Origin of the sequence: Micromonospora matsumotoense (genome assembly GCF_050951065.1) — a bacterium.
Lineage (GTDB): Bacteria > Actinomycetota > Actinomycetes > Mycobacteriales > Micromonosporaceae > Micromonospora > Micromonospora matsumotoensis.
The window spans coordinates 4,337,521-4,363,928 of sequence record NZ_CP192025.1; the positions used below are offsets into that span (position 1 = coordinate 4,337,521).

Annotated in this window: 14 protein-coding genes; 8 read left to right on the forward strand and 6 right to left on the reverse strand. The window is 74.3% G+C overall.

The annotated features are described in order from the left end of the window. Nucleotides 1-212: 212 nt before the first annotated feature. From ACQP1S_RS18995 to ACQP1S_RS19005, 3 genes are all read left to right on the forward strand, one after another. On the forward strand, nt 213-1,574 hold the full coding sequence (locus ACQP1S_RS18995) for a nucleotide sugar dehydrogenase (RefSeq protein WP_432897165.1): 1,362 nt from the start codon (nt 213-215) through the stop codon (nt 1,572-1,574). A gap of 1 nt (nt 1,575) precedes the next feature. Next, nucleotides 1,576-2,952, forward strand: a complete 1,377-nt coding sequence (locus ACQP1S_RS19000; RefSeq protein WP_432897168.1) for a glycosyltransferase family 2 protein — start codon at nt 1,576-1,578, stop codon at nt 2,950-2,952. Nucleotides 2,953-3,064: 112 nt separating this feature from the next. Next, nucleotides 3,065-4,597, forward strand: coding sequence for a polysaccharide deacetylase family protein (locus tag ACQP1S_RS19005; RefSeq protein WP_432897171.1), 1,533 nt, complete (start codon nt 3,065-3,067; stop codon nt 4,595-4,597). A 64-nt stretch (nt 4,598-4,661) separates the two neighbouring features. On the opposite strand, the gene ACQP1S_RS19010 is transcribed toward ACQP1S_RS19005, so the two are convergent. Genes ACQP1S_RS19010 through ACQP1S_RS19025 form a run of 4 tightly spaced genes read right to left on the reverse strand, consistent with a single transcriptional unit; the run spans nt 4,662 to nt 8,944 of the window. Beyond that, complete coding sequence (locus ACQP1S_RS19010; RefSeq protein ID WP_432897174.1) at nt 4,662-6,248, reverse strand: DUF4139 domain-containing protein; 1,587 nt, start codon at nt 6,246-6,248, stop codon at nt 4,662-4,664. Between the two features lie 36 nt (nt 6,249-6,284). Beyond that, nucleotides 6,285-6,809 (reverse strand): LutC/YkgG family protein, encoded by a 525-nt coding sequence (locus tag ACQP1S_RS19015; RefSeq protein WP_432897177.1) that lies wholly within the window; start codon nt 6,807-6,809, stop codon nt 6,285-6,287. After that, the gene (locus ACQP1S_RS19020) at nt 6,799-8,229 is read right to left on the reverse strand and encodes a lactate utilization protein B (protein ID WP_432897180.1); all 1,431 of its coding nucleotides are present in this window, start codon (nt 8,227-8,229) and stop codon (nt 6,799-6,801) included. The genes ACQP1S_RS19015 and ACQP1S_RS19020 overlap by 11 nt, the downstream gene beginning before the upstream one ends. A 28-nt stretch (nt 8,230-8,257) precedes the next feature. After that, complete coding sequence (locus ACQP1S_RS19025) at nt 8,258-8,944, reverse strand: (Fe-S)-binding protein (protein ID WP_091243509.1); 687 nt, start codon at nt 8,942-8,944, stop codon at nt 8,258-8,260. A gap of 204 nt (nt 8,945-9,148) precedes the next feature. Between ACQP1S_RS19025 and ACQP1S_RS19030 the strand changes: the two genes are divergently transcribed. Further along, nucleotides 9,149-9,886 (forward strand): SDR family NAD(P)-dependent oxidoreductase, encoded by a 738-nt coding sequence (locus ACQP1S_RS19030; RefSeq protein ID WP_432897183.1) that lies wholly within the window; start codon nt 9,149-9,151, stop codon nt 9,884-9,886. Nucleotides 9,887-9,925: 39 nt separating this feature from the next. Here the strand turns inward: ACQP1S_RS19030 and ACQP1S_RS19035 are convergent, their stop codons facing one another. Together ACQP1S_RS19035 and ACQP1S_RS19040 are read right to left on the reverse strand one after the other, a co-directional pair. Further along, a complete protein-coding gene (locus ACQP1S_RS19035; RefSeq protein WP_432897186.1) occupies nt 9,926-10,765 on the reverse strand; it encodes a fumarylacetoacetate hydrolase family protein in 840 nt (279 codons plus the stop codon). Nucleotides 10,766-11,406: 641 nt separating this feature from the next. Beyond that, the gene (locus ACQP1S_RS19040; RefSeq protein ID WP_432897189.1) at nt 11,407-12,336 is read right to left on the reverse strand and encodes a sulfite exporter TauE/SafE family protein; all 930 of its coding nucleotides are present in this window, start codon (nt 12,334-12,336) and stop codon (nt 11,407-11,409) included. A gap of 835 nt (nt 12,337-13,171) precedes the next feature. Here ACQP1S_RS19040 and ACQP1S_RS19045 point away from each other — a divergent pair. From ACQP1S_RS19045 to ACQP1S_RS19060, 4 genes are read left to right on the forward strand one after another with little or no spacing between them, the layout of a single operon-like run. Continuing rightward, nucleotides 13,172-18,412 (forward strand): beta-ketoacyl synthase N-terminal-like domain-containing protein, encoded by a 5,241-nt coding sequence (locus tag ACQP1S_RS19045; RefSeq protein ID WP_432897192.1) that lies wholly within the window; start codon nt 13,172-13,174, stop codon nt 18,410-18,412. Next, nucleotides 18,367-21,036 (forward strand): SDR family NAD(P)-dependent oxidoreductase, encoded by a 2,670-nt coding sequence (locus ACQP1S_RS19050; RefSeq protein ID WP_432897195.1) that lies wholly within the window; start codon nt 18,367-18,369, stop codon nt 21,034-21,036. Before ACQP1S_RS19045 ends, ACQP1S_RS19050 begins: the two co-directional genes overlap by 46 nt. A 52-nt stretch (nt 21,037-21,088) precedes the next feature. Next, nucleotides 21,089-26,038 carry a beta-ketoacyl synthase N-terminal-like domain-containing protein gene (locus ACQP1S_RS19055; RefSeq protein WP_432897198.1) on the forward strand — a complete coding sequence of 1,650 codons (4,950 nt, stop codon included), beginning with the start codon at nt 21,089-21,091 and terminating at the stop codon, nt 26,036-26,038. A 59-nt stretch (nt 26,039-26,097) separates the two neighbouring features. Then, nucleotides 26,098-26,406: an acyl carrier protein gene (locus ACQP1S_RS19060; RefSeq protein ID WP_091243523.1), complete on the forward strand. Its 309-nt coding sequence runs from the start codon at nt 26,098-26,100 to the stop codon at nt 26,404-26,406. Nucleotides 26,407-26,408: the final 2 nt, after the last annotated feature.

Consider the following 26,408-nt stretch of genomic DNA (forward strand, 5'->3'; position numbering starts at 1 on the left):
GTGGTCGATGAGGCCGCTGGGACGACCCCGGGGCGTCCCAGCGGTGCGGTAAGGACGCTGGTGGGCGGTTGCCACGCCGAGAACTGACCGAACGGACAGTGACTGGCCGTAGTCTTTCTGCTTCCGGGAGGCTGTTCGACGGACAGCCGCCGGGGTGACCCGATCGGCACTCTTAGGTCATCCCCGTTCACCTTCCGTGAGGGTCACCGACCATGTCGCAGCTCCTGCCCGCCGCCCGGTCCGACGTCCCGGCCATCGCCCCGGCATCCCCGGCCGCCCCACCGGAGCCGGCCGCCGCCGTCACCACCGTCCCTGGGGCGCGTACCGCCGTGGTGGGCCTCGGTTACGTGGGCCTGCCGACCAGCCTGGCCCTGGTCGCCAGCGGCGCCCGGGTGATCGGCGTGGACATCTCCCCGGACCGGCTCGACGACATCCGGGCCGACCGGGCCGACCTGCTCGACGACGACCGGGACCGGCTCCGCGAGACGTTGCGGGCCGCCGACCCCGCGCTGCGCCTGACCACCGCGATCGGCGAGATCGCCGACGCCGACACGGTGCTGATCTGCGTGCCCACCCCGGTGGACCGCCACCTCGCCCCGGACCTCACCGCGTTGCGGGCCGCCTGCGCGGCGGTGGTCGCCCACGCCCGCCCCGGCCAGACCATCGTGCTCACCTCCACCAGCTATGTCGGCACCACCCGTGACCTGCTGGTCGCGCCGCTGGCCGCCCGGGGCCTGCGGGTCGGACAGGAGGTGTGGGTGGCCTTCGCCCCGGAACGGGTCGACCCCGGCAACGACCGGCACCGCCAGGAACTCACCCCCCGGGTCGTCGGTGGGACGACCCCGGACTGCACCGCGCGGGCCGCCGCCGCGCTGGCCCGGATCACCCCCGTGGTGCACCGGCTCGGCTCGCCCGAGGCCGCCGAGATGACCAAGCTGCTGGAGAACACCTTCCGGGCGGTGAACATCGCCCTGGCCAACGAGTTCGCCGACCTCTGCCGGGACCTGCACCTGGACGTCACCGAGGTGATCGACGGGGCGGACACCAAGCCGTACGGTTTCATGGCCTTCCAGCCCGGCCCCGGGGTGGGCGGGCACTGCATTCCCTGCGACCCGCACTACCTGCTCTGGCAGGTGCGCGGGCAGCGCCGTGAGGCACCCCTGATCGAGACCGCGATGCGGGGGATCGCCGCCCGCCCCCGGCGGGTCGTCGACCGCATCCGGGAACTGCTCGCCGGGGCCGGTCGTCCCCTGCTCGGGGCCCGGGTGTTGATCGCCGGGGTGACGTACAAGCCGGGGGTCGCCGACGTGCGGGAGTCCCCGGCGTTGGAGATCATCGGCGAGCTGGTCCGGGCCGGCGCGGAGGTCGGCTTCGTCGACGACCTCGTCGACACGGTCCGCACCCCCGACGGCGGGACCCTGCACCGCGTCGCCGACCACACCGACCGGGAGTGGGACCTGGTGGTCGTGCACACCGGCCAGCCCGGCCTGGACGAGGCGTGGTTGCGCGGGCAGCCCATGGTGCTCGACGCCACCTACCGGCTGGCCGGGCTGCCCCGGCGGGAGGTCGTCTGAGATGCCGGTGTCCCTGCCGGTCCGGCGCGGCCTGCGTCGGCTGCTCACCGTGCTCGCGCTGCTCCCGCTGATCGTCCTGCTGGCCCGCCAGCTGCCCCAACTGCCGTACGCCCCGCTGCTGGCGTTCTACGGCTTCGCCGTGCTCACCGCCACCGTCGCCGTGTTCTACCTGGCCTACGCCCGGTACGTGGACCCCAGCGAGGCACCGGCGCAGCCCCGGCACGCCGCCGAGTTCCCGCCGCTGCCGCCGGCTCCCCGGGTCAGCCTGCTGGTGGCGGTCAAGGACGAGGCGGACGGGATCGAGGCGTGCGTACGGTCGATGATCGGCAGCAACCACCGGCCGTTGCAGGTGATCGTGGTCGACGACGGCTCCACCGACGGCACTGCCGAGGTGCTCGACCGGCTCGCCGCCGAACTCCCGGTCACCGTGCTGCACCTGCCCCGCAACGTCGGCAAGAAGCGGGCCCTGGTGCACGCCGCCCGGTACGCCACCGGCGACGTGCTCGCGTTCACCGACTCCGACTGCGTGCTCGCCCCGGACGCGCTGGGTCGCTGCGTCGAGGCGCTGCTGCGCCAACCGGACCTCGGCGCGGTCAGCGGCCACGCCCGCGCGCTCAACCCCGACGAGTCGCTGCTCACCCGGGTCCAGGACGTCTGGTACGAGGGTCAGTTCCGGGTCTCCAAGGCGGCCGAGGCGTCGTTCGGCGCGGTCACCTGTGTCTCCGGCCCGCTGGCGGTGTTCCGTCGGGAGGCGGTGCTCAACTACCTGCCCGCCTGGGCGGCCGACCGTTTCCTCGGCGGCGAGTTCCGGTTCGCCACCGACCGGCAGCTCACCGGCTATGTGCTGGGACAACGCTGGATCGGCGACCGGCTCAAGCGGCGCTTCGCCGACTCGCCGTTCGTCCGCGACGAGGACCACCCGCCCCGCGCCTGGCGGGTCGGCTACGTCCGCTCGGCGAAGGTGTGGACCACCGTGCCGGCCCGGCTGCGGCCGTTCCTGCGCCAGCAGACCCGCTGGAAGAAGAGCTACGTGCGGAACCTCTTCTTCACCGGCACGTTCATGTGGCGGCGGGGCCCCGGGCCGGCCGCGCTCTACTACGGACACGCGCTCTGGGTGGCGCTGGCCCCGGCGATGGCCTTCTCCCATCTGGTCTGGGCGCCGCTGCGCGGCTGGTGGGCGGTGCCGCTGCTCTATCTGTGCGGGGTGCTGCTCAAGGGCACCGTCTGGGGGTTGGCGTACCGGCTGGACAACCCGGGTGACCCGCGCTGGGCGTACCGGCCGTTGATGAGCGTGCTGTCCGCCACCATGCTGTCCTGGCTGCTGCCCTGGTCGGTGGGGACGATCCGTCGTGGCGTGTGGTCCCGGAGCACGGTGTGAACGCCGGCGGTCGGCTGCTGACCCGGCTGGCCCGGGTGGCGCTCACCCTCGCCGGTGCGGTGGTGCTGGTGCTGCTCTACGCGGTGGTGTTCTCCCGGGGCGAGGTGCTCCGGTGAGGCGGCTGTGGCCCCGCGCCCTCGGCGGGTTGCTCTCGCTGGTCACCCTGCTGGTGGTGGCGACGCCCTTCGGGGTGTCCTGGTACCTGGCCGACCTGCGGCGGCACGTCAGTGGGCAGCGGGACACCCCGGTCACCCGGGTCGACCCCGCCGACCTGCGCCGCTTCGCCGAGACGGCCGGGCGGCTGCCGGACCGGGCCGCGCCGGTGGTGGTGGCCTACCACGACATCAGGCCGCACGGCGCCGACCCGGCGGCGACCGCACCGGCCGGTCGGGAACACTACGTGGTCACCCCGGAGGCGTTCGACGCCCAGCTCACCGCGCTGCACACGGCCGGCTACCGGACGATCTCCTCGGCCCAGTACGTCGACTACCTGCGGGGCGGCAGCGTCCCGGCCCGCTCGGTCTACCTCACCTTCGACGACGGCACCCGGGGGCTCTGGACGTACGCCGACCCGATCCTGAAACGGCACCGCATGGTGGCCGCCTCCTACCTGATCACCGGGCACGTGGACACCCACCGGCCGTACTACCTGAGTTGGGCGGAGATCAGCCGGATGAGCCGCTCCGGCCGGTGGGACTTCCAGGCGCACACCCACGACCTGCACACCCGGGTGCAGACCGCGCCGGGGCAGCTCGGCTCCCCCCTGACGCACCGGCGCTGGGAGCCGGCCACCGGCACCCGGGAGAGCCTGGCCGCCTACCGGCAGCGGCTGACCGCCGACTTCGACGCGATGTTCACCGCGTTCACCGCCCATCAGCTGCCCCGGCCGCGGCTGTTCGCGTACCCGTTCTCCGAGATCGGTGACGTGACGACCGACCCGGAGGCTGCCGCGTTCAGCCGCGACCTGATCGCCGCGCGGTTCGTCGGCGCGCTGACCAACAAGTCGCTCGCCCCGGAACCGAGCAGCCGCCGGTCGGCGGCCGACGGCCAGGTCGAGCGGGCCGAGGTGTACGCCACGACCGGCGCGGCCGAACTGGTCAGCGCGGTCGTCGAGCGGACGGCCGTGCCCGCCGTGGTGACCGACCCGTTCGCCCGCGCCTGGGACTGGCGTGACCAGCACGGCGAGCCGATGACCGAGCTGTCCCCACTGACCGCCGGCCGGTTCACCGCCGACAGTCCCCGCCGCGCCTACGGCACGCTGCTCGCCTATGCCAGCGCGGACTGGGCCGGCTACACGGCCGACGCCACCGTGCGGGGTCTGCGGACCGACGGCGGCACGGTCACCCTGCTGGTCGGGGTGAACGGCGACGCCACGGTGTCGGTGCGGGTGGCGTACGGCCGGGTGGCGCTGCTGCGCGCCGGCCGGGTGGTCGCCGAGGCCGCCCTTACCCCGGCCGCCGGTCACCGGATCGCGGTCACCGTGCGCGACGGCGAGACCGTGGCCCGGGTGGACGGCGGCCCGGTGCTGCGGGTGGTCACCCCCACCGGGCCGGGGGCCACCGGCGGACTGGCCGTGGCGATCGACGACGCGCCGGGACGACCCCACCCGTCGGTCGCCGCGTTGACCGTGACGACCGTCGGGTGACAGGTCCGCTGTCGGGCCCGCCCCGCCGGCTGGCCGGTGGGGCGGGTCGCTGCGGGGGCGGCGGTCACTCCCGCCAGCCGGCCAGCTCGACCCCCTTGCCGAGTTCGACCCGGAAGCCCAGGGTGATCTGGCCGCTCTCCCCCGGGCCGAGCCGCAGCCGCCAGGTCAGCTCGCCGAGTTCGGTGCGCTCGTCCGGTGGCGGGACGACGGTGGACTCGCGAACCGTCACCGCCTCGTCGCGGGAGACCGGCAACTGGTCGCGGACCTCGACGGTCGCCGGCCGGGGGGTGTGGTTGGCCACGCTGATCCGGTACTCCACGTCCCGCCGCCGGGTGGAGCCGAGGGTGGCCCGGGTGTCGGCCCGCCGGGTCAGCTCGCGTTCCACCCGGACCCGGTCGTCCACCCCGAGCGCCAGTTCGGTCTCCTCGCCGGGCGCCCACGTGGGCAGCCGGGTGGCGGCGACGAAGTCGGCCTCGTGGAAGACCGCCGCCGCGCCCGGCAGCAGGGTGTGCGCCGAGGTGTTGCGGACCGTCGCCCGCAGGTGCGCCTCGGCCGCCCGGACCGGCACGGTCACATGGTCGAGGCGGACCGGCAGGTCCAGCACCGCGATGACGGCCCGGTAGGCGCTGCCGTCGGCGGGCACCGCCACCGGCCGGGCCGGCCGGTAGGTCGCCGCGCTGACCCCCTGCGCGACCTCCGCCACGGCTTGGCGGATCGCCGGGCGTGGTGCGCCCCGCGGGCCACCACCGCCGCCCGCCGGTGCCGCGCCGGGCGCCGGGGGTGGCGGCGCGCCGAAACTCGCCACCGGCAGGTCCGCCGGCGCGGGCGCCCGCCGGACCCGGTCGAGATACCAGGGCGACAACTCGGGTACGTCGGCAGCCGCCGCCGGGCGGGCGGTGGAGAGCTGGAGCGCGCACTCCGGCCAGTCCTCGCCGGTGTCCTGGGTGACCAGACCGAACCAGGTGACCGTCATGGTCTCCTCGACCAGCCGCAGGTCGTAGGAGGACTCCCAGCGGGCCCCGTCGACGAGGTAGCTCAGCTCCAGGTCCACTTCGGTGTCGTCGGCGTCCACCGCCACCGTCACCTCGGCGGCCAACCGGTCCGGTTCCTGCTTGCCGCCTGCGGCGGCCAACTCCCGCTCGACGGCCGACAGGTCCTCGGTCAGCGCGGTGCGCCGCCGGGCCAGCCCGCGTCGGCGGCGGTGCGACTCGGCGAGTTGGGCGGCCACCGAGTCGGCGAAGGTGGCCACGTCGGTCGGGCCGGTGTCACCGGCGGCCAGCGTGCGGGCGTACGTGCTGCCGGCCCGCTCGGCCAGCCGGGTGAGGAACTGCCGCCGCTGCGTCTCGACCTCGGCGTCGTCGTCGACCTCGGCCAGTTCGTCGGCCAACTCCCGGGCCCGCCGCGTCAGTTCGCCGACCTGACCGTCGGTGCTACGGGGTTGCCGCCAGGTGCTCACCTCCACCCCCAGGACGGTGACCGCGCCTCCGCCCCCGATGCGCAGGGAGTCCCGGCGCAGCCGTAACGGCAGGGGCGCGATCCGGATCCGATGCTCACCGGCGGTCAGCCGGGTGCCGCCCCGGCGGGTGACCCGGGCCCGGTCCGGATACACGGTGACGGCGACCACGGGGGCTTCGATCTCCACAGCGTCCACGGCGGCGAGGGTAGCCGCAGCGCGCTCGCCGCCCCGCTACCGGTGCGGGGGAAGGCAGACGATGTCCAGGCGGCGGGGGCCGTGCACGCCCTCCACCCGGTTGAGCTCGATGTCGCTCGTCGCGGAGGGTCCGGAGATCATCGTCAGGGGGCGGGTCGGGTCGGGCAGCGCGATCACCAGGTCGGGCACGTCGGCCACGATCTGCGCGGCGCGGACCACGCAGACGTGGTGGTCGGGGACCAGGGTCAGCAACCGGCGGCCCTGCGCCGCGCCCCCGTCGAGCACCAGGGTGCCGGTCTCGGCGACGGCGAGCGCGCAACCGGTGAGCACGGCCAGCCCGGGGGCGTCCAGCTGGGCGGCGGTGAGCGTGTCGCCGGACAGGGTGGGCCGGCCCAGCCGGGCGGTCCACTCCGGTGGTGTCCCGGCCGGCAGCACCACCCCGGAAGCCCCGGCGAGCAGGGTGGCGAGCAGGTCGGGCAGCTCCGCCGGGGTGCAGTGGTGCACCCCGGCACGGTAGTCCCCGGCCCGGGCGGCGAAGAGCGCGGACAGTTCAGGAGTCATGGGTCCGGTGCCACCAGTCGCGGAAGGACTCGGCGGCCGGCAGTGGGGCGTCCCGGTGCGCCGTCCACGCCGACAGCGGCCACGGTGCCCGGCGCAGCCGCCCGCCGTGCCGCCGGGTCAGCACCCGCAGGGGCCGACCGCCGGCGCGGGCCGTCCGCAGCGCCGCCCGCCACCGGCGACGGTCGCGCATCGTCCAGGCAAGCCACGCCATCGCCGCGCGTTCGGCCGCCGGCTTCGGTCCCGTCTGGCGCAGGTGGACCAGGATCGCCGGAATGTCGATCTTGACGGGACAGACGTCGTAGCAGGCCCCACAGAGCGTCGAGGCGTACGGCAGGGTCGCGTTGTGGCCGGCGTCCTGCCCGGTGAGCTGGGGCGACAGGATCGCCCCGATCGGCCCGGGATAGACCGAACCGTAGGCGTGGCCGCCGACCCGCTCGTAGACCGGACACACGTTCAGGCAGGCCGAGCAGCGGATGCAGCGCAACGCCGCCCGGCCCACCGGGTCCGCCGCCATCCGGCGTCGACCGTTGTCCAGCAGCACGACGTGCAGCCGGCGCGGCCCGTCGCCGGGGGTCACCCCGGTGAAGATCGAGGTGTACGGGTTCATCCGCTCACCGGTCGACGAGCGCGGCAGCAGGCGCAGGAAATCACCGAGATCGGCGAAGCGGGGCAGCAGCTTCTCCACCCCGACCACGGCGATCAGGGTGTCCGGCAGGGTCAGGCACATCCGGCCGTTGCCCTCGGACTCGACGACCACCAGGGAGCCGGTCTCGGCCACCGCGAAGTTGGCCCCGCAGATCGCGACCCGGGCCGCCAGGAAGGTCCGCCGCAGATACTCCCGGGCGGCGCCGGCCAGCACCGCGGGGTCGTCCGAGTCGGCGTGGAAGCCGGGCATCCGACGGGCGAACAGCTCCCGGATCTGCCCCCGGTTGTAGTGGATCGCCGGCACCAGGATGTGCGACGGGGTGTCGTCGGCGAGTTGGACGATCAGCTCGGCCAGGTCGGTCTCCACCGCCGTCACCCCGGCCGCCGCCAGCGCCTCGTTGAGGCCGATCTCCTGGGTCGCCATCGACTTGACCTTCACCACCCGGTCGACGCCCTGCGCCCGGACCAGCTCGGTGACCACCGCGTCGGCGGCGGCGGCGTCCACGGCGTGGTGCACGGTCGCCCCGGCGGCGGTGGCCGCCCGCGCGAACTGCGCCACCAGCTCGGGCAGCCGGTCGATCACGTCGTCCTTGACCCGGGCCGCCCGGTCGCGCAACCGGTCCCAGTCGGGCACCTCGGCCACCACCGCGGCCCGCTTGTCCCGGATGGTACGGGTGGCGCGACCCAGGTTCGCCCGGAGCTGGGCGTCCCGCAGCGCGCCGGCCGCCGCCCGGGGGAAGGGGGTGACCGCCACGATGGGCAACTGCCGGCTCATCGCGGGCCCTCCGGATGGCGTCGGGGCGTCACGGGCCCGTCCCGGGCCCGGTCGCGGCGAGGATCTCGGCGTAGTGGACGGGGCGCGGGGCACCGGGCCGGCGGGCCAGGCCACCGCCGATGTGGGCCAGGCAGGAGCTGTCGGCGGCGGCCAGGTAGTCGGCGCCGGTGGCCACCGCGTGGGCGCACTTGTCGTCGAGCATGGCGCCGGAGACGGCGGCGTTCTTCAGCGCGAAGGTGCCACCGAAGCCGCAGCACTGCTCCGGCTCGGGCAGGTCCAGCAGCTCCAGGTCGCGCACCGCGCCGAGCAGTCGGCGTGGCCGGTCGCCCAGGCGCAGCATCCGCAGCCCGTGGCAGGTCGGGTGGTAGGTGACCCGGTGGGGGAAGCGGGCCCCCACGTCGGTCACCGCGAGCACGTCCACCAGCAGCTCGGACAGCTCGTGCACCGGCAACCGGGTGTGCGCCCGCAGGTGGGCCACACAGGAACCGGACGGGGAGACGACGACGTCGTGGCCGGCGAACGCCGCCTCGGTGCTCCGCTCGAGCACCCGGGCCGGGTCCGGGTAGCCGGTGTTGGCGTGCAACTGGCCGCAACAGCTCTGCCCGGCGGGAAAGGTCACGGTGTGGCCGAGTCGCTCCAGCACCGTCACGGTGGCGATGCCGACGCGCGGGAAGAACGCGTCGTTGAGGCAGGTGACGAACAACGCGATGCGCACCGAGCCCCCTCGCCGTCCCCGGCCGTGTTTGACGAATCGTATATGATCTATGGAGTTCGGTGCGAGGTGCGACGTCCTGCGGTCTCGTCGGCCGGGGCGGGCCGCTGGCCCGCCGATCGCTGCGGCGTACCGGCCCCGGTGGACGCCCGGTGCGGGTGGGGGTGTCCCCCCGGTCCCCGCCGCCCGTGGGTACGAGGTGCCGAGATGACGGATTTCCACGGTCTGGTGGCGGCGGTCACCGGCGGCGGTTCGGGCATCGGCGCGGCGGTCGCCGACCTGCTGGCCGCGCGCGGGGCCCGGGTCGCCGTCCTGGATCGCGACCCCGGTGCCGGCGGAGCGCACCTGCGGCTCACCGCCGACGTCACCGGCCCCTTGGAAGAGGCCATGGACCGGGTCGCGGCAACCCTGGGTGGTCTCGACGTGCTGGTGAACTGCGCGGCGGTCAGCGCGGTCGGGGCGGTGGAGGCCGCCGACGACGCCGAGTGGCACCGCTGCCTCGACGTCAACGTCGTCGGGGTCGCCCGGGCCTGCCGGGCCGCCCTGCCCCACCTGCGCCGCTCGTCCAGCGGGGCCATCGTCAGCATCACCTCGATCGCGGCGACGGCGGGGCTGGTCGACCGGGCGGTCTACTCCGCCACCAAGGGCGCGGTGCACGCGCTCAGCCTGGCCATGGCCGCGGACCTGGTGGGCGACGGCATCCGGGTGTGCACGGTGGCACCGGGCACGGTGGACACCCCGTGGGTGGCCCGGCTGCTCGCCGGAGCCGGGGACCCGGCCGCGGAGAAGCGCCGGCTCGCCGCCCGACAGCCCACCGGTCGACTGGTCACCGCCGACGAGGTCGCCCAGGCGGTGGCGTTCCTCGCCTCCCCGCTGTCGGGGGCGACCACCGGCACCGCGCTGGCCGTCGACGGCGGCATGTCCGGCCTGCGGCTGGTCCGCTGATCCGGCCGGCCGGCAGCCCGGCGGCCGGCAGCCCGGCGGTCAGGCCGCCGTCATGGTGACCCGCTGCCGGCCCAAGCCGTCCACCTCGACCTCCACCACGTCACCGGGCCGCAGGTAGGGGAACCGGCCGGAGAGGGCGACCCCCTCCGGCGTACCGGTGTTGATCACGTCACCGGGGTCGAGCACCGTGTACTGCGACAGATGCCAGATCAGGTACGCCACGTCGAAGACCATGTCCCCGGTGCGGGAGTCCTGCCGGGGCTCGCCGTTGACCCAGGAACGCAACCCGAGGTCCTGCACATCGGCGATCTCGTCCGGGGTGACCAGCCACGGGCCGAGCGGTTGGAAGGTCTCACAGGACTTCCCCTTGGACCACTGGCCGCCGGAGTCGCGCAGCTGGAAGTCGCGCTCGGACACGTCGTTGGAGACCAGGTAGCCGGCGACGTGGGCCAGGCTCTGCGCGGGCGACTCCAGGTAGCGGGCCCGCCGTCCGATGACCACGGCCAGCTCCACCTCCCAGTCGGTGGCGGTCGCCCCGCGCGGCACCCGCACGTCGTCGTACGGGCCGACCACGGTGTTGGGTGCCTTGTAGAAGATGATCGGGGTCTCCGGTGGGGCGGCGCCGGACTCGGCGGCGTGTGCGGCGTAGTTCTGCCCGACGCAGAGCACCACGCCCGGCCGGGCCACCGGAGCGCCGACCCGCAGGCCGGTGACGTCCACCTCCGGCAGGTCCCGCGCCGCCCGGACCCGGGCCGGACCGTCGGAGGCGAGGAAGGCGGCGTCGATGTCCGCAGTGAGCCCGGACAGGTCGAAGTGCCGACCGTCGACGTGCAGCACCGGCCGCTCCGCGCCGGCCGGGCCCACCCGCATCAGCTTCATCCGACGACCTCTCCACGCTCCGGCGCCCCGTTGACGCCATGCAGGATCGTAGATCACCCGGGACCGCCCGACCCGGTGTCCGGTCCGGTGCACCACCGCGCTCGCACCGACGAATCGGTAGCAGGGGCGCGGTGGGGAGAACCGGCCCGGGCCCGGCCCTCCACTGGAGACCGCCCGCGCTATCGTGCCCGTCACCACCGCGACCGAGGGCGAGGTCGCCCGGCGTCAACTCCAGGAGATCGCGGTGCACACCTACGACGCCCAGCTCACCGTGGGCGCCCCCGCAGCCGTTGCCCGCCGAGGTGGCCCTCGACGGCGTCGAGGATTTCCTGTTCACCTGCTGCGCCACGACGGCGGCCTGACCGCACGCACCGGCCGCCGTCGACCACCATGCTACCGAGGGTCGTTCCTGCGGCTCCGGCTCTCCGCCGACGGCGTACGGGCGGCCCGCCTATCCGGGTCCGGCACTCCCCCGGATGCGCCGGCGGCCGACGCCTCCGCCCGGGGCACGGCCAGCGATCTGGTCCCGGCGCCGTACGGCCGGATTCCGGTGGACGCCCCTGGAACTGGACGGCGACCGGCGGCTCTTCGACCTGCTCGTGGCCTGGGACCCGGAGGTGTAGGAGCCGCCGGCCGTCCGGTCAGCTGGACGTGGTGGCGTGTTCCCCGGCGCCGGCCTCCGGTCCGACGGTGACCGGCGTGGCCTGCCGGTCGGCCAGGTGCCGGCGCAGCGACCAGCTCACCGCCGCCACCCAGAGCGCCACGACGATCAGGTAGCAGCCGTAGCGGACGGCGTCCGGAGCGCCGATCCAGTCGCTGCGCAACAGGGTCCGGGTGTTGGTCAGGACGATGACCCCGCCGACGGCGGAGCCGAGCACCCGGGGCGGGACCATCCGGACCAGCCAGGCGGCGATCGGCGCGGCGATCATGCCGCCGAGCAGCAGCGCACCCACCCAGGCGAAGTTGATGTTGGCGGAGCCGATGCCGACCAGGAAGCCAAGGCTGGCGGCGACCGCCACCAGGAACTCGCTGGTGTCGATCGAGCCGATCACCCGGCGGGGTTCCAGCCGGCCGCTGGCCAGGATCGCGGGAGTGCCGACCGGGCCCCAGCCCCCGCCGCCGGTGGCGTCGACGAAACCGGCGACCAGCCCCAGCGGCCCGAGGAAACGCTTGCGCAGGGGCAGCCCGACACGGTCCCGGGGCAGTCCGGCGACGGTGAACCGGATCAGCACGTACAGGCCGAGGGTGAACAGGATCAGCGACATGATCGGCGCCGCGGTCTCGGTGGAGAGGCTGGACAGGAAGGTCGCGCCGGCGAACGCCCCGACGGCACCCGGCACACCGACCCGGCGGACCACCGTCCAGTCGACGTTGCCGAACCGCCAGTGCGCGGCCCCCGAGACCAGGGTGGTGCCGATCTCGGCCAGGTGAACGGTCGCCGAGGCGCTGGCCGCACCTGTGTTGAGGGCCAGCAACAATGTGGTGGATGTCACGCCGTACGCCATCCCGAGGCTGCCGTCGACCAGTTGCGCACCGAGGCCGACGAGGGCAAGAAGAAGCAGGCTTCGCACAATTACCGCCGATCCGGAAGATGAATGGGAAGGTCGGCCCGGCTAGGGCGGATCACCGTGGCGGTGACGGACGTCCCGGCTGGTCGGGGCCTGTGTGGGGGGCGGTGCTGCTGGAGGAATCGCCCCCGCAGGTCGCTTGGTGCCGGCTCGTAGGACGGCCCGGCAGACAGCGCGTGAAACGTTCGTTAAGTGAGTACGTCGACTGTCGTCAACGCTTGACGTTTGACCAGCCCAGAGCCGTTATCGGCGACACCTTCGGGGCATCTTCGCCCGGTCGGCGGTCACTGCCGAGGTCAGCGGCGATGGGCGAGGCGAGGGCTCGGGCGGTGAACACCCGGTCCTTGACCAGGGAATCTGATGATCGAGACCAATCCCACCTCGCCTCACGAATGCCACATCAAATCGATGGGTAATGACGCCAAGAATGCCGGTACGGATCCTTGATGTTCACCGCAATCCATGGCAAGACCCGTTCCACACAGTGGGACGCGCGGCGAGTTGATCTCTGCTACCAGGAACTTCACGTTCAGCAGAAAACAGTTTGGAAATAAGCCCGTAAATGAACTGGCAACTTACCGTGGCACGATCTGACGACAGCGTCGACTCATCGACCGTCATTTTGCCTGGTTACCCCGACGGCATATCCGGTAGCCTTGGTAGGAAATCTTCACCGAAGCGGCGCCGATGGTTGGATTTAACCGGGCCGTAACTGGGCAGCGCTAGATTGTGACTCAGCGCGACATTGACTGCCGCAAATCAGAACCGCACTCGCTGGCGTTCGGCCGGCAAATCCCCCCGTCACCACGCGATCCTTCGCGACCGAAGTGGGAGCCCGATGAGTAGCGCACCGTACACGCGTGACCTGATCCTGGTCGTCAATCCGGTCGGCGTCCTGGAACCAGGCCCACGGATCACGGCCGCCACCGCCGTCGGTGGTGGGCGCGGCATCATCGACCTCGCCACCGGCGACGACTGGGCGTTGCGGGCACTCGCCCGGGCGGCAAACTGGTCGGCCGACCCGATCGGCATCCGGGTGCCCGCCGGCTGCCAGGCCACCCCCGCCGACGTGGCACGCGTCGCCGCCGGCCGGGTGGACCTGGTCGTGGTCGAGCCGACGAGCCCGTGGCCGCTGGCCGAGATCACCGGGCACCACCGGGTGCTCGTGGAGGTGACCAGCCGGGCCGAGGCGCACGCCGCAGCGGCGGCCGGGGCGCACGGACTGATCGCCCGGGGGATGGAGGCCGGCGGCCGGGTCGGCGAACTCAGCTCGTTCGTCCTGCTCCAGCAGCTCGTCGCCGACGACACCCTCGACCTGCCGGTCTGGGTGGCCGGCGGGATCGGCCCGCGTACCGCCGGCGCCTGCCTGGTCGGCGGCGCGGCCGGCGTCGTCCTGGACACCCAGCTCGCCCTGATGCCCGAGTCGGAGCTGCCGGTCGACGTCCAGGCGGTGATCCGGCGGATGGACGGCTCGGAAACCGTCCTGCGCGCCGGGGTGCGGGGCATCCGCCGGGGCGGCCCCCACCAGGCCGACGCGGAACTGCTCCCCGTCGGCCAGGACGGCTGGCTGGCCGCCGCCTTCGCCGACCGTTGGCCGGACACCGCCGCCGCCGTACGCGGAATGCGCGCGGCGATGCTCGACGCCGTCGACGGCCCGGACGCCGCCGACCTGCTCCAGCCCGGTGCTCCCCTCGCGGCGGCCCTCGGGGTACGGGTGCCCGTCGCCCAGGGTCCGATGACCCGGGTCAGCGACGAGGCCGCCTTCGCCGCGGCGGTCGCCGACGGTGGCGCGCTGCCGTTCGTCGCGCTCGCCCTCAACTCGGCCGACCAGTGCCGCCGGATGCTCACCGAGACCGCCGCGCAGCTCGGCGACAAGCCCTGGGGCGTCGGGGTGCTCGGCTTCGCCCCCGAGGAGCTGCGCGCGGCGCAACTGGACGTCATCCGCGAGATCCGCCCCGCCTGCGCCATCATCGCCGGTGGCCGGCCACCGCAGGCCCGCGCCCTGGAGGAGCAGGGGATCAGCACCTTCCTGCACGTGCCCTCCCCCGGCCTGCTGCGCCAGTTCCTGCGCTCCGGCGCCCGCAAGTTCATCTTCGAGGGCGCCGAGTGCGGCGGGCACGTGGGTCCCCGGGCGAGCTTCCCGCTGTGGGAGGCCCAACTGGCGGTGCTCGACGAGTACCTCGACGCCGATCCGGCCGCCGGCGCACAGCTGCAGATCTTCTTCGCCGGTGGGGTGCACGACGCCCGGTCGGCGGCGATGGTCGCCACGATGGCCGCGCCGCTGGCCCGCCGGGGCGCCCGGATCGGCGTGCTGATGGGCACCGCCTACCTGTTCACCGAGGAGGCGGTGACCCACGGCGCGGTCCAGCCGCTGTTCCAGCGGGAGGCGCTCACCGCCGAGCACACCGCGCTGCTGGAGACCGCCCCCGGGCACGCCACCCGCTGCCTGCACACCCCGTTCGTCGACGACTTCCACGAGTTGCGCACCCAACTGGAGGGCGCCGGGGCGGAGAACCGCCAGGTGTGGGAGCAGTTGGAGCTGCTCAACGTGGGCCGGCTCCGGATCGCCAGCAAGGGCCTGCGACGCTCCGGCGACGTCGTCGAGGCCGTCGACGAGAGCATCCAGGCCAGCGACGGGCTCTTCATGGCCGGCCAGGTCGCCGTGCTGCGCACCGTCGCCACCACCGTCGCCGCGCTGCACGACGAGGTCACCACCGAGGTACGGGGCTTCCACGCCGGCCGGCTCGACACGTTGCGGGCCCGGCTCACCCCGCCGGCCGCCGACATCGACCAGGCGCCCGCCCCGCTGGACATCGCCATCGTCGGGATGGCCTGCATGCTGCCCGGCTCCCCCGACCTGGACAGCTTCTGGCGTACCGTGCTCAGCGGCGTCGACACCGTCACCGAGGTCCCGGCCGACCGCTGGGACACCGACCACTACTACGCCCCCGAGGTCGGGCCCGGGCAGACCGGCCGGATCAGCGTCTCCAAGTGGGGCGGGTTCATCGACCCGGTGCCCTTCGACGCCATCGGCTACGGCATTCCGCCGGCCGCGCTGAGCAGCATCGACCCGACCCAACTGCTCGCCCTGGAGGTCTCCCACCGGGCGCTCGTCGACGCCGGCTACGCCTACGACGCCCCGGGCGCGGACCACGCCCGGACCGGGGTGGTGTTCGGCGCGGAGGCCGGCAGCGACATGGGGCACGCGCAGACCCTGCGCACCATGCTCCCGGCGTACCTCGGCGAGGTGCCCGACCAGATGCAGGAGCTGCTGCCCACGGTCACCGAGGACAGCTTCCCCGGCGTGCTGGCCAACGTGATCGCCGGCCGGGTCGCCAACCGGCTCGACCTGGGCGGGCCCAACTACACCATCGACGCGGCCTGCGCCTCGTCCCTGGCCGCGATGGACGCCGCCTGCAAGGAGCTGGCCAGCGGGGACAGCGACCTGATGATCTGCGGCGGCGCCGACCTGCACAACGGGGTCAACGACTACCTGATGTTCACCTCGGCGCACGCGCTGTCCCCCACCGGCCGGTCCCGCCCGTTCGACAGCACCGGCGACGGGATCGCCCTCGGCGAGGGCGTCGCGTGCGTCGTACTCAAGCGGTTGTCCGACGCCGAGCGCGACGGCGACCGGATCTACGGCGTGATCAAGGGGCTCGGCGGGGCCAGCGACGGGCGGGCCCTCGGCCTGACCGCGCCGCGCCCGGACGGGCAGCGGCGGGCCCTGGACCGGGCCTACCACCGCACCGGCATCTCGCCCCGCGAGGTCGGGCTGGTGGAGGCGCACGGCACCGGCACGGTGGTCGGCGACCGCACCGAGCTGGAGACGCTGACCCGGATGTTCGTCGAGGCCGGCGCCGAGCCGGGCGGCTGCGCGCTCGGCTCGGTGAAGTCCCAGATCGGGCACACCAAGTGCGCCGCCGGGCTGGCCGGGCTGATCAAGGCGACGCTCGCCCTCTACCACGGCATCCGACCCCCCACCATCCACCTGGAACGGCCCAACCCGGCCTGGCACCCCCAGCAGAGCCCGTTCGCGTTCTTCACCGAGGCCCGCCCGTGGCCGGTGCCGGCCGCCGAACGGATCGCCGGGGTCAGCGCGTTCGGCTTCGGTGGCACCAACTTCCACGTCGTGCTCAGCGCCTACCCGAACGCGGCCGAACCCCGGCACGCGCAACGGATCTGGCCGGCGGAGCTGTTCTGCTTCCGCGGCGCGGACCGGGCCGCCGCCCACCAGGCCGTCCGGCAACTGCTGGAGAGCCTGGCCGGCGACGCCGCCGGGGACCGGCCGGCCCGGCTCGCCCAGCTGGCCGCGTCGGTCGCCGCCCGGGCCGCCAACCGGCCCGGGACGACCCAGGTCGCGGTGGTCGCCCGTGACCTGACCGAGCTGGAGACCCTGCTGCACCGGGCGCTGGCCGGCGAGCACGACCCGGCCCGGGGCCTGGTCCAGCCGACCGGGGTCGACCCGGTCGGGCCCGGCCAGCTGGCGTTCCTCTTCCCCGGCCAGGGCAGCCAGCGTCCCGGCGCCCTCGGGGAACTCTTCGTCGCCTTCCCCGAGCTGCGGCACTACCTCGAACTCGACCCGGCCGCCGCGGAGCTGCTCTTCCCGCCGACCGCCTTCGACCAGGACTCCCGGCGCGCCCAGGAGGACCGGGTACGCGACACCCGGACCGCCCAGCCGGTGCTCGGCATCGGCGGTCTCGCCATGGACCACCTGCTGCGCCGCCTCGGGGTCCGCCCCGACATGACCGCCGGCCACAGCTACGGCGAACTCGTCGGGCTCTGCGTCGCCGGGGCGTTCGACGCCGCCACCCTGCTCGACCTGAGCCGGCAACGGGCGGCGGCCATCCTCGGCGCCTGCGGCGAGGACCCGGGCACCATGGCGGCGGTCAACGCCACCGCCGACCAGGTCGCCCAGGTGCTCGCCAGCGCCGGCCTGACCAGCGAGGTGGTGCTGGCCAACCGGAACGCGCCGCAGCAGGTGGTGGTCTCCGGCCCGACCGCGAAGGTGCGGGCGGCGGTGGTCGCGCTCAAGGAGGCCGGCCTGTCCGCCCGGGCCATCCCGGTGGCCTGCGCCTTCCACAGCCCGGTGGTGGCCGGGGCGGTGGAGACCTTCGCCGAGGTGCTCGCCGCCCGGCCGATCGCCGAACCCCGCATCCCGGTCTGGTCGAACCTGACCGCCGCGCCGTACTCCGGCGACGCCAGCCAGGTCCGGCACCACCTCGCCGAGCAGATCGGCGCACCGGTGCGCTTCGTCGAGCAGATCGAGGCGATGTACGCCGCCGGCGCCCGCCTGTTCGTCGAGGTCGGTCCCGGTCAGGTGCTCAGCCGGCTGGTGCAGGCGGTGCTCGGCGACCGACCCCACCAGACGGTCGCCTGCGAACGCGGCCCGTCCGACGGGCTGCGCGGATTCCTGATCTCGGTGGCCGAGCTCGCCTGCGCCGGCGCGCCGGTCCGCCCCGACTGGCTCTTCCACGGCCGGGTCGCGGACGACTCCACCACCACCGCACCGAGCCGTCGTCCGCTCTGGACGGTCGACGGTCAACTCGTCCGGGACCAGCACGGCAACTGTCTTCCCGGTGGCATGACCCCACCCCGACGGATCAAGGAGTTGTCGATGACCCCCGCCAACGGCACCGCCACCACCCCCGGCACCGCCACCGGCACCGTCAGCGCCCCCGAGCCGGTGACCGTCCGGGAGGTCCGGACCGTCACCGGCCCCGAGCCGGCGACCGTCCGGGACATCCGGGGCGAGCTGCTCAGCGAGTACCTGCGCACCACCCGGGAGATGATCGCCACCCAGCGGGACGTGATGCTCGCCTTCCTCGGCGACTCCGGTGACGGAGGCGGCCGGCCGGGCTGGCAGCCCACCGAGACGTACCGGGTCGAGGGGTACACCGCGCTGCCCGCCGGCCCGACGCCGATGCCCACCCCGGCCGCCACGCCCGCGCCGGCTCCCCGCCCGGCCGTGGTGCCGACCCCGATGCCCGCCCCGGCCCCCGATCTGCGGCGGCCCCGGCGGCGATGCCCACCGTGGCGGGATCGAACGGCGGCACCGCGCTGGCCACCGCACCCGTGATCACCCGGCCCGCACCGGTCACCCCGGACGTCATGCCCGTCTCTCCCGCGGTCGGCGGCGTCGTCCCGGCCGGCCTGGTCGTCGCCCCCGCCCCCGCCGTGGTCGTGGCTCCGGCCCCGGCCGGGCCGGGCATCGCCGAGTTCCAGCAGGCGATCCTGGCGGTGATCAGTGAGCGCACCGGCTACCCGGTCGACCTCATCGAACTCGACCTCGACCTCGAAGCCGACCTCTCCATCGACTCCATCAAACGCGCCGAAGTCGCCGGCGAGGTCGCCCAACGACTCTCCCTCGCCGTCGAAGGCGACGAGAGCGAACTCGAAGACCTCGTCAAGGCCCGCACCGTCCGCGCCATGGTCAGCTGGCTCGACGAGAAGATGAGCGGCACGGTCACCGCCACCGCGACCCTCACCGCCGCGCTCCCCTCCGGCGACCAGGTCGGCGTCACCGCAGCCGACTTCCAGCAGGCGATCCTGGCGGTGATCAGTGAGCGCACCGGCTACCCGGTCGACCTCATCGAGCCCGACCTCGACCTCGAAGCCGACCTCTCCATCGACTCCATCAAACGCGCCGAAGTCGCCGGCGAGGTCGCCCAACGACTCTCCCTCGCCGTCGAAGGCGACGAGAGCGAACTCGAAGACCTCGTCAAGGCCCGCACCGTCCGCGCCATGGTCAGCTGGCTCGACCAGAAGATGAGCGGCACCATCCACGTCTCGGCCACCACGACCGGCCCGCTGGCGCCCGCCCCCGTCGCGGCGCTCCCTGCCGCACCGGCCGCGCTGCCTGCCGGTGCCCCGGCCGCGCCGCCGGCCGGTACCAGCCTGGCGGACTTCCAGCAGGCGATCCTCACGGTGATCAGTGAGCGCACCGGCTACCCGGTCGACCTCATCGAACTCGACCTCGACCTCGAAGCCGACCTCTCCATCGACTCCATCAAACGCGCCGAAGTCGCCGGCGAGGTCGCCCAACGACTCTCCCTCGCCGTCGAAGGCGACGAGAGCGAACTCGAAGACCTCGTCAAGGCCCGCACCGTCCGCGCCATGGTCACCTGGCTCGACCACAAGATGAGCGCCACGGTCACCGTGACCCCGACGCCCGCCGTCACCGCCGGCCCGACCATGACCACGGCCGTCGCCGCCGCACCGCCCGCGCCGACCGAGGTCGGGGTGGGAATCGCGCCGAAGCGGCTGGTCGCCCTGGAGAGCGTCCAGGCCGGACAGCAGATCGACCCGGCGACCACGCTCGCCGGCATGCGCTTCCTGATCACCGGGGGCGGCCCGGTCGGGGCGTACCTGGCCGAACTGCTCGGCGCGCACGGTGCCGGCGGGCAGTTGGGCGTGCTCGACAGCGACCAGGCCGACCAGGGGTTCGACGGGGTGCTGGTGCTCGACGGGTTGACCAACCTCGACGAGCCGCTGCTGCCCGACGTGTTCCCGCTGTTGCAGCGGGCCCTGGCTGCCGGGCCGCGCTGGCTGCTCGCCGCCGGGGCGCAGGACGTCACCGGCGCGGCCGACGGGATGCCCGGCCTGTTCCGCACGATCGCCCGCGAGTATCCGCAGCTGACCGCCCGTTTCGTGGCGGTGGACCCGGCCGCGACGCCGGAGGTCCTCGCCCGGCAGCTCCTCGACGAGCTGCTCACCGCCTCCGACGCCCCGGTGGTCGCCCGACGCGGCGTCGACCGGTACGTCGCCGACCTGGTCCCGGTCGAGCTGGGCGCGCTGGCCGCCGGGGGTGCCGGACCGGCCGGTGACGGGGTGTCCGAGGCCGCCGCGATCGGCCTGGAACGCGACTCGGTGGTGGTGCTGATCGGCGGGGCGCGGGGCATCACCCCGTGGTTCGCCCGGGCACTCGCCTCCGCCACCGGGTGCCGCATCGAACTGGTCGGCCGTACCCCGCTGCCGTCCGGCCCGGAGGACCCGGAGCTGGCGGGCGCCGTCGACCGGGCCGCGCTGGTCGGTGTGCTGGCCCGGCGCGGACTGTCCTCGCCGGCCGAGATCGCCCGGACCGCGCAGCGCATCCTGGCCGCCCGGGAGGTGGCCGCGACCATCGCCGAGCTGACCGAGCTGGGCGGGGAGGTCCGCTACCACGCCCTGGACGTCCGGGACGCGGCGGCGACCCGCAGCCTGCTGGCCGGGATCCACGCCGAGTACGGCCGACTCGACGGCGTGGTCTACGCCGCCGGGATCATCGAGGACAAGCTGATCGCCGAGAAGGACCCGGCCTCGTTCACCCGGGTCTTCGACACCAAGGTCGACGGGGCGCGGGGCCTGCTCACCGGCCTCGACGCGCTGCCCACCGCGCCGCGGTTCGTGGTCTTCTTCGGCAGCATCGCCGCCGCCTACGGCAACCGGGGCCAGGCCGACTACGCGGCGGCCAACGACGCCCTGGACGCCATCGGCACCCGGTACGCGGCCCGGACCGGGGTGCGCTGTGTGACCGTCCACTGGGGGCCGTGGGCCCCGGGTGTCGGCCACGGTGGCATGGTCACCGCCGAGCTGAGCCGGGAGTACGCCCGGCGCGGCATCGGCCTGATCGACCCGGAGGAGGGCGCGCTGGCCCTGCTGCGCGAGCTGGCCTGGGCCGACGCGTCGGTCACCTCGGTCGTCTACACCGCCTCCGGGTGGTGACGGCGTCGATGTGCCGCCCCGCCCCCGCCCGCCCCGCAAGCCGGAGGAACCGATGAACAACGGCGCCGCTGCGCCCGGCCAGATCGCGATCGTCGGGATGGCCGCCCTGATGCCCTCCGCCGGTGACCTGGAAAGCTACTGGCGCAACCTGATCAGCGGGGTCGACGCGATCACCGACGTCCCCGCGCACCGCTGGGACGAGGAGTTCTACGACCCGGAGCAGTCCCACCGGGCCGACCGGATGTACTGCCGGCGCGGCGGATTCGTCGACGAGTACGCCACCTTCGAGCCGCTGCGTTTCGGGGTGATGCCGGCCTCCGTCGGCGACATCGAGCCGGACCAGTTGATCACACTGGAGGTGGCCGCCGCGGCGATCGACGACGCGGGCGGCGGCGACCGGCTCCCGGCCCGCGACCGGATCGGCGTGATCCTCGGCCGGGGCGGCATCCTCAGCCCCGCCCAGGCCCGCTACGCCCAGCGGGTGCGGATGTCCAGCCAGGTCGTCAGCATCCTGCGGGAGCTGATCCCCGACGTCGACCCGGCCCGGCTGGAGCTGCTGCGCAAGAAGTTCGACGAGCGGCTCGGGCCGTACCAGCCGGAGGGGACGATCGGCCTGGTGCCCAACCTGGCCGCCTCCCGGGTGGCCAACCGGCTCGACCTGCGTGGCCCGGCGTACACCATCGACGCGGCCTGTGCCTCCTCGCTGATCGCGGTGGACCAGGGCATCACCGAACTCAACAACGGCCGGCTGGACGCGGTGCTCGCCGGTGGCGTGCACCACGTGCACGACATCAGCTTCTGGTCGGTGTTCAACCAGCTCCGGGCGTTGTCGCGGCAGGGTGAGATCCGGCCGTTCGACGCCGCCGCCGACGGGCTGCTGATCGGCGAGGGCACCGGCGTGGTGGTGCTCAAGCGGTACGCCGACGCGGTGCGCGACGGCGACCGGGTCTACGCGGTGATCCGGGGCAGCGGGGTGTCCAGCGACGGCAAGTCGGCGAGCATGTTCAACCCGGCGGTCTCCGGTCAGGTGCTGGCCATCAAGCGGGCCTGGGAGTCCGCCGGGCTCGACCCGACCGCCCCGGACGCGCTGGGGCTGCTGGAGGCGCACGGCACCGGCACCCCGACCGGGGACGCCGCCGAGCTGACCACGGTGGCGCAGGTGTTCGGCCCGTACACCGGTGGTCCCCGCCCGGTGATCGGCTCGGTGAAGTCGATGATCGGGCACACCATGCCGGCCGCCGGGGTGGCCGGCCTGATCAAGGCGGCGCTCGCGGTGCACCGGGGGGTGCTCCCGCCCACCCTGCACTGCGAGACGCCGCGCAAGGAGATGGCGGCGACCCGGTTCGCGCCGATCGACACCGCCCGGCCGTGGGAGAGCGACGGGCCGCGCCGGGCCGGGGTCAACGCGTTCGGGTTCGGTGGGATCAACGCCCACCTGATCATCGAGCAGGCACCCGTGTCGGTGGGTGAGCCGGTGGTGGCGCTGACCGCCCCGGCCGCCGGCCGCGCCGTGGTCGACGAGCCGGACCAGGTGCTCTGGCTGGCCGCGCCGGACCCGGCCGGGCTCGCCGAGCTGCTGGCCCGCGACGACCACGAGGTACGCCGGCTCGGCGTCGAGCTGGCCGCCCGCTCCGGCGGTGACACCCCGGGGTCGGCCCGGCTGGGCATCGTCAACCCGACGGACAAGCTGCTCGCGGTGGCCCGCAAGACGGTGGCCCGGGGGCAGGCCTGGCGGGGCGGGCGGGACATCTGGTTCAGCCCCCGCCCGCTGCTCGGCGCGGGGGCGGGCAAGCTCGCCTTCGTCTTCCCCGGCCTGGAGGCGGAGTTCGCCCCGCGCACCGCCGACCTGGCCGCCCACTTCGGCCTGCCGGACCGCGAGTGGTCCGCCGCCGACCTGGGCCGGCACGGCGCCGGCCTGATCGAGGTGGGCAAGCTGCTCGACGACGCCCTCGCCCGGATCAGAGTACGACCCGACGCGGTCGCCGGGCACAGCATCGGCGAGTGGACCGCCGCCGCGGTCAGCGGCCAGGTCAGCACCGCCGCGATGGACGAGTTCCTCGACCTGTTCAACGCCGACTCGGTGGAGGTCTCCGGGTACGTCTTCGCCGCCGTCGGGGCCGGCGCGGACCGGGTCACCCCGCTGCTCGGCGACTTTCCCGGGGTGGTCCTGTCGCACGACAACGCCCCGGCGCAGTCGGTGGTCAACGGCCCGGAGCCGCAGGTCGACCGGCTCGTCGAGGCGCTGCGTACCCGCAACATCCTGTGCCAGAAGCTGCCGTTCCGCTCGGCGTTCCACACCCCCGCCTTCGCCGACGGGCTCACCTCGATCGGTGCCGCCCTGGGCCGCTGGGAGGTGCACCCGACCCGGATGCCGGTCTGGTCGGCGACCCTGCACGCGCCGTTCCCCGCCGACGAGGAGGACGTCAACCGGATCTTCGTCCGACACATGATGGAGCCGGTCTGGTTCCGGCAGACCGTCGAGGCGATGTACGCCGCCGGGTTCCGGGTGTTCCTCCAGGTCGGCGCGGGGCAGCTCGCCTCGCTGATCGGTGACAACCTGCGCGGACGCGACCACCTGGCGATGCCGGTGAACACCGCGCACCGCAGCGGGTTGAACCAGCTGCGCCGGGTCGCCACCGCGCTGTGGGTGGAGGGTGGCACCCCGGATCTGGGTGCCCTGAACAGGGTGGACCGGGCGACGACGGCGGCCACGACCGCCAGTCGTACCCCGGCGGCGGCCGGCACCGACGGCCCCACGAAGCCCGGGGTGGGCACCGGCCGACGCGGTCCCCGGATCAAGCTCGACCTCGGCGGGCCGCTGGTCCGCCTCGGCGCGGACGCCGCCGGCCTGCTCGGGGTGACCGCCTCGCCGGACGGGCCGCTGTCCACGCCGGGCAACGGAAACGGCGCGGCCCGGCCGGCCGTCGTCGGAGCCGGTCGCCCCGCCGCCGGCCAGGGCGGCGCGTCGACGCCGGCCGCCGTACCGCCCCCGGTCACCCGACCGGTCGTACCGACGCCCGCCGCCCGGCCGACCGCCGTGCCCGCCGCAGCTGCCCGACCCGCTACCGCGCCGGCCCCGGCCGCGCGGGTGGCCGGACAGCCCGGCGGGCCGGGCGGCACGGCACAGCCCGCCGTCGCCACGCCGGCCGGTGCGCCGGCCGCCGCGCTGGACGCGTTGCACCGGCTCTCCGGCGGGTCCAGCGCCGCAGCCGAGTTCGCCGCCCTGCTGCGGGAGAACACCCGGGACACCATGAGCCGGCAGACGGCCACCGGTGGCAACGGCACCGCGACGCCGCCCCGGCCCGCGGCACCCGCGCCGTCCCCCGCACCCGCCGCACCGACGGGGAGGACGCCCACCGCGCCGACGGCGAGCCTGCCGGCGACGCCGGCCGCCCCGGCGACCGTCGCCGCGGTCGGCGCGGAGATCGGTCGGATCACCCGGCGGATCTCTCTGGAGACCATGCCCTACCTGCTGGACCACTGCTTCTTCGTGCAGCCCGACGACTGGCCGGACCCGGAGGACCGGTGGCCGGTGGTGCCGGCGACCGCCCTGGTCGCCCACATGATGGAGGCCGTGGAGCAGTTGGTGCCCGGCGTCCCGGTGGTGGCGGTGCACGACGCCAAGTTCAACAGGTGGCTGATCGCCGAGCCGGCCACCGACGTGGAGATCGTGGTCCGCGCGGCCGGCCCGAACCGGTACGCGGTCGCCTTCGCCGGGTACGCCCGGGCGACCATCGAGGTCGGCACGGCGTATCCGGCACCGCCGCCGGTCTGGACCCACGACCCGGCCACCGAACGGCCGCCCACCCTCGGCGCCGCCGAGATGTACGCGGAGCGGCTGATGTTCCACGGCCCGCAGTTCCAGGGCGTGACCGAGGTGCACGCGCTCGGCGACATGCACGTGCGGGGCATCGTCACCGCCCCGGTGCCGCCCGGGGCGCTGCTGGACAACGCCCTCCAGCTCATCGGCAACTGGCTGATCACCACCCAGCCGTTCCGGACGGTCGCGTTGCCGGTCGGGCTCGGCCAGGTGCGGTTCTACGGGCCGCCCCCACCGGCCGGCCGGGCGTTCGAGTGCGTCGCCCGGGTCCGCGTCATCGACGACGGCAAGCTCGTCGCCGACACCCAGCTCAGTTACCAGGGTCGGGTGTGGTCGGAGATCGAGGGGGCGGTGGACCGGCGGTTCGACAGCCACCCGCAGGCCCGGGTGGCGGAACGGTTCCCCGAGCGGCACCCGATGTCGCTGTTGCAGCCCGAGGGCTGGACGATGGCCTTCGACTGCTGGACCGACCTGGTCACCCGGGGGATGGCGGCCCGGGGCATCCTCGGCGGCGCCGCCTACGCGGAGTACGAGCGGCACCCGGCGAAGAACCGCAAGCAGTGGATGCTGGGCCGGATCGCGGCCAAGGACGCGGTGCGGGCCCGGCTCTGGGAGGACGGCCACACCGACATCTACCCGATCGAGCTGACCGTCGGCAACGACCCGGACGGTCGGCCGTGGGTGCGCGGACGGCCCGGCCGGGGCCTCGGCGACTGCGACGTCTCGCTGGCGCACTGCGCGGAGATCGGGGTGGCGATCGCCCGCCGACGGGCACCCGACGCGGTGCCCGGCGGACCCGGCGTCGGCATCGACGTCGCGGAGGTCACCGACCATCCGGAGAGCACCTTCACCTTCGCCCTCACCCCGGCCGAGCTGACCCTGCTGACCTCCCTGGCCGGCACGGACGCCGAGGCCCGGCGGCTGTGGTTCACCCGGTTCTGGGCGGCCAAGGAGGCGGTCGCCAAGGCCGAGGGCACCGGGCTGGACGGCTCACCGCGCCGGTTCCGGGTCTACTCGGCCACCGACGTCGGGATGACCGTCCAGATCGGCGGGCGGGCGTACCGGGTCGGTCACCGGGACGTGGCCAACCCCGAGGATCTGCCGCCACGCCGCTACGTCGTCGCCTGGACCTGGGGGCCGGAGCCGGCACCCGCGACCCCGCCCGGGGTGTCCCGGCCGTGAACCGGCACCCGGTGCGCAGCACCGCCCTTCCCATCCGATCAGCAGAAGGAGCAACGATCATGCCCCCGGCCCAGGACACCATCCTCGCCGAGCTCACCGAGATGATCGACGCCGTACTGGGCGACTTCGCCGACGACCAGGTGGTCACGATGGACACCACGTTCTCGGCCGACCTGGGGATGGAGAGCATCGACGTCGTCGCGCTCGCCGGTCGGCTCCAGTCCCGTTACGGCGACACGGTGAACTTCGCCCACTTCGTCGCCAAGCTGGACCTGGAGACCGTCCGGGAGTTGAAGGTCGGACAGCTCGTCGGGCACATCGCCGATTCGTTGGGGCAGGCCGACGAGGTCGGGGCGGGCAGCCGGTGACC

What these genes read in the sequence shown, in the direction of transcription:
- ACQP1S_RS18995 (WP_432897165.1), top strand. Translation starts at nt 213, where the DNA reads ATGTCGCAGCTCCTGCCCGCCGCCCGGTCCGACGTCCCGGCCATCGCC.
- ACQP1S_RS19000 (WP_432897168.1), top strand. Translation starts at nt 1,576, where the DNA reads ATGCCGGTGTCCCTGCCGGTCCGGCGCGGCCTGCGTCGGCTGCTCACC.
- ACQP1S_RS19015 (WP_432897177.1), bottom strand. Translation starts at nt 6,809, where the DNA reads ATGACTCCTGAACTGTCCGCGCTCTTCGCCGCCCGGGCCGGGGACTAC.
- ACQP1S_RS19020 (WP_432897180.1), bottom strand. Translation starts at nt 8,229, where the DNA reads ATGAGCCGGCAGTTGCCCATCGTGGCGGTCACCCCCTTCCCCCGGGCG.
- ACQP1S_RS19030 (WP_432897183.1), top strand. Translation starts at nt 9,149, where the DNA reads ATGACGGATTTCCACGGTCTGGTGGCGGCGGTCACCGGCGGCGGTTCG.
- ACQP1S_RS19035 (WP_432897186.1), bottom strand. Translation starts at nt 10,765, where the DNA reads ATGAAGCTGATGCGGGTGGGCCCGGCCGGCGCGGAGCGGCCGGTGCTG.
- ACQP1S_RS19045 (WP_432897192.1), top strand. Translation starts at nt 13,172, where the DNA reads ATGAGTAGCGCACCGTACACGCGTGACCTGATCCTGGTCGTCAATCCG.
- ACQP1S_RS19055 (WP_432897198.1), top strand. Translation starts at nt 21,089, where the DNA reads ATGAACAACGGCGCCGCTGCGCCCGGCCAGATCGCGATCGTCGGGATG.
- ACQP1S_RS19060 (WP_091243523.1), top strand. Translation starts at nt 26,098, where the DNA reads ATGCCCCCGGCCCAGGACACCATCCTCGCCGAGCTCACCGAGATGATC.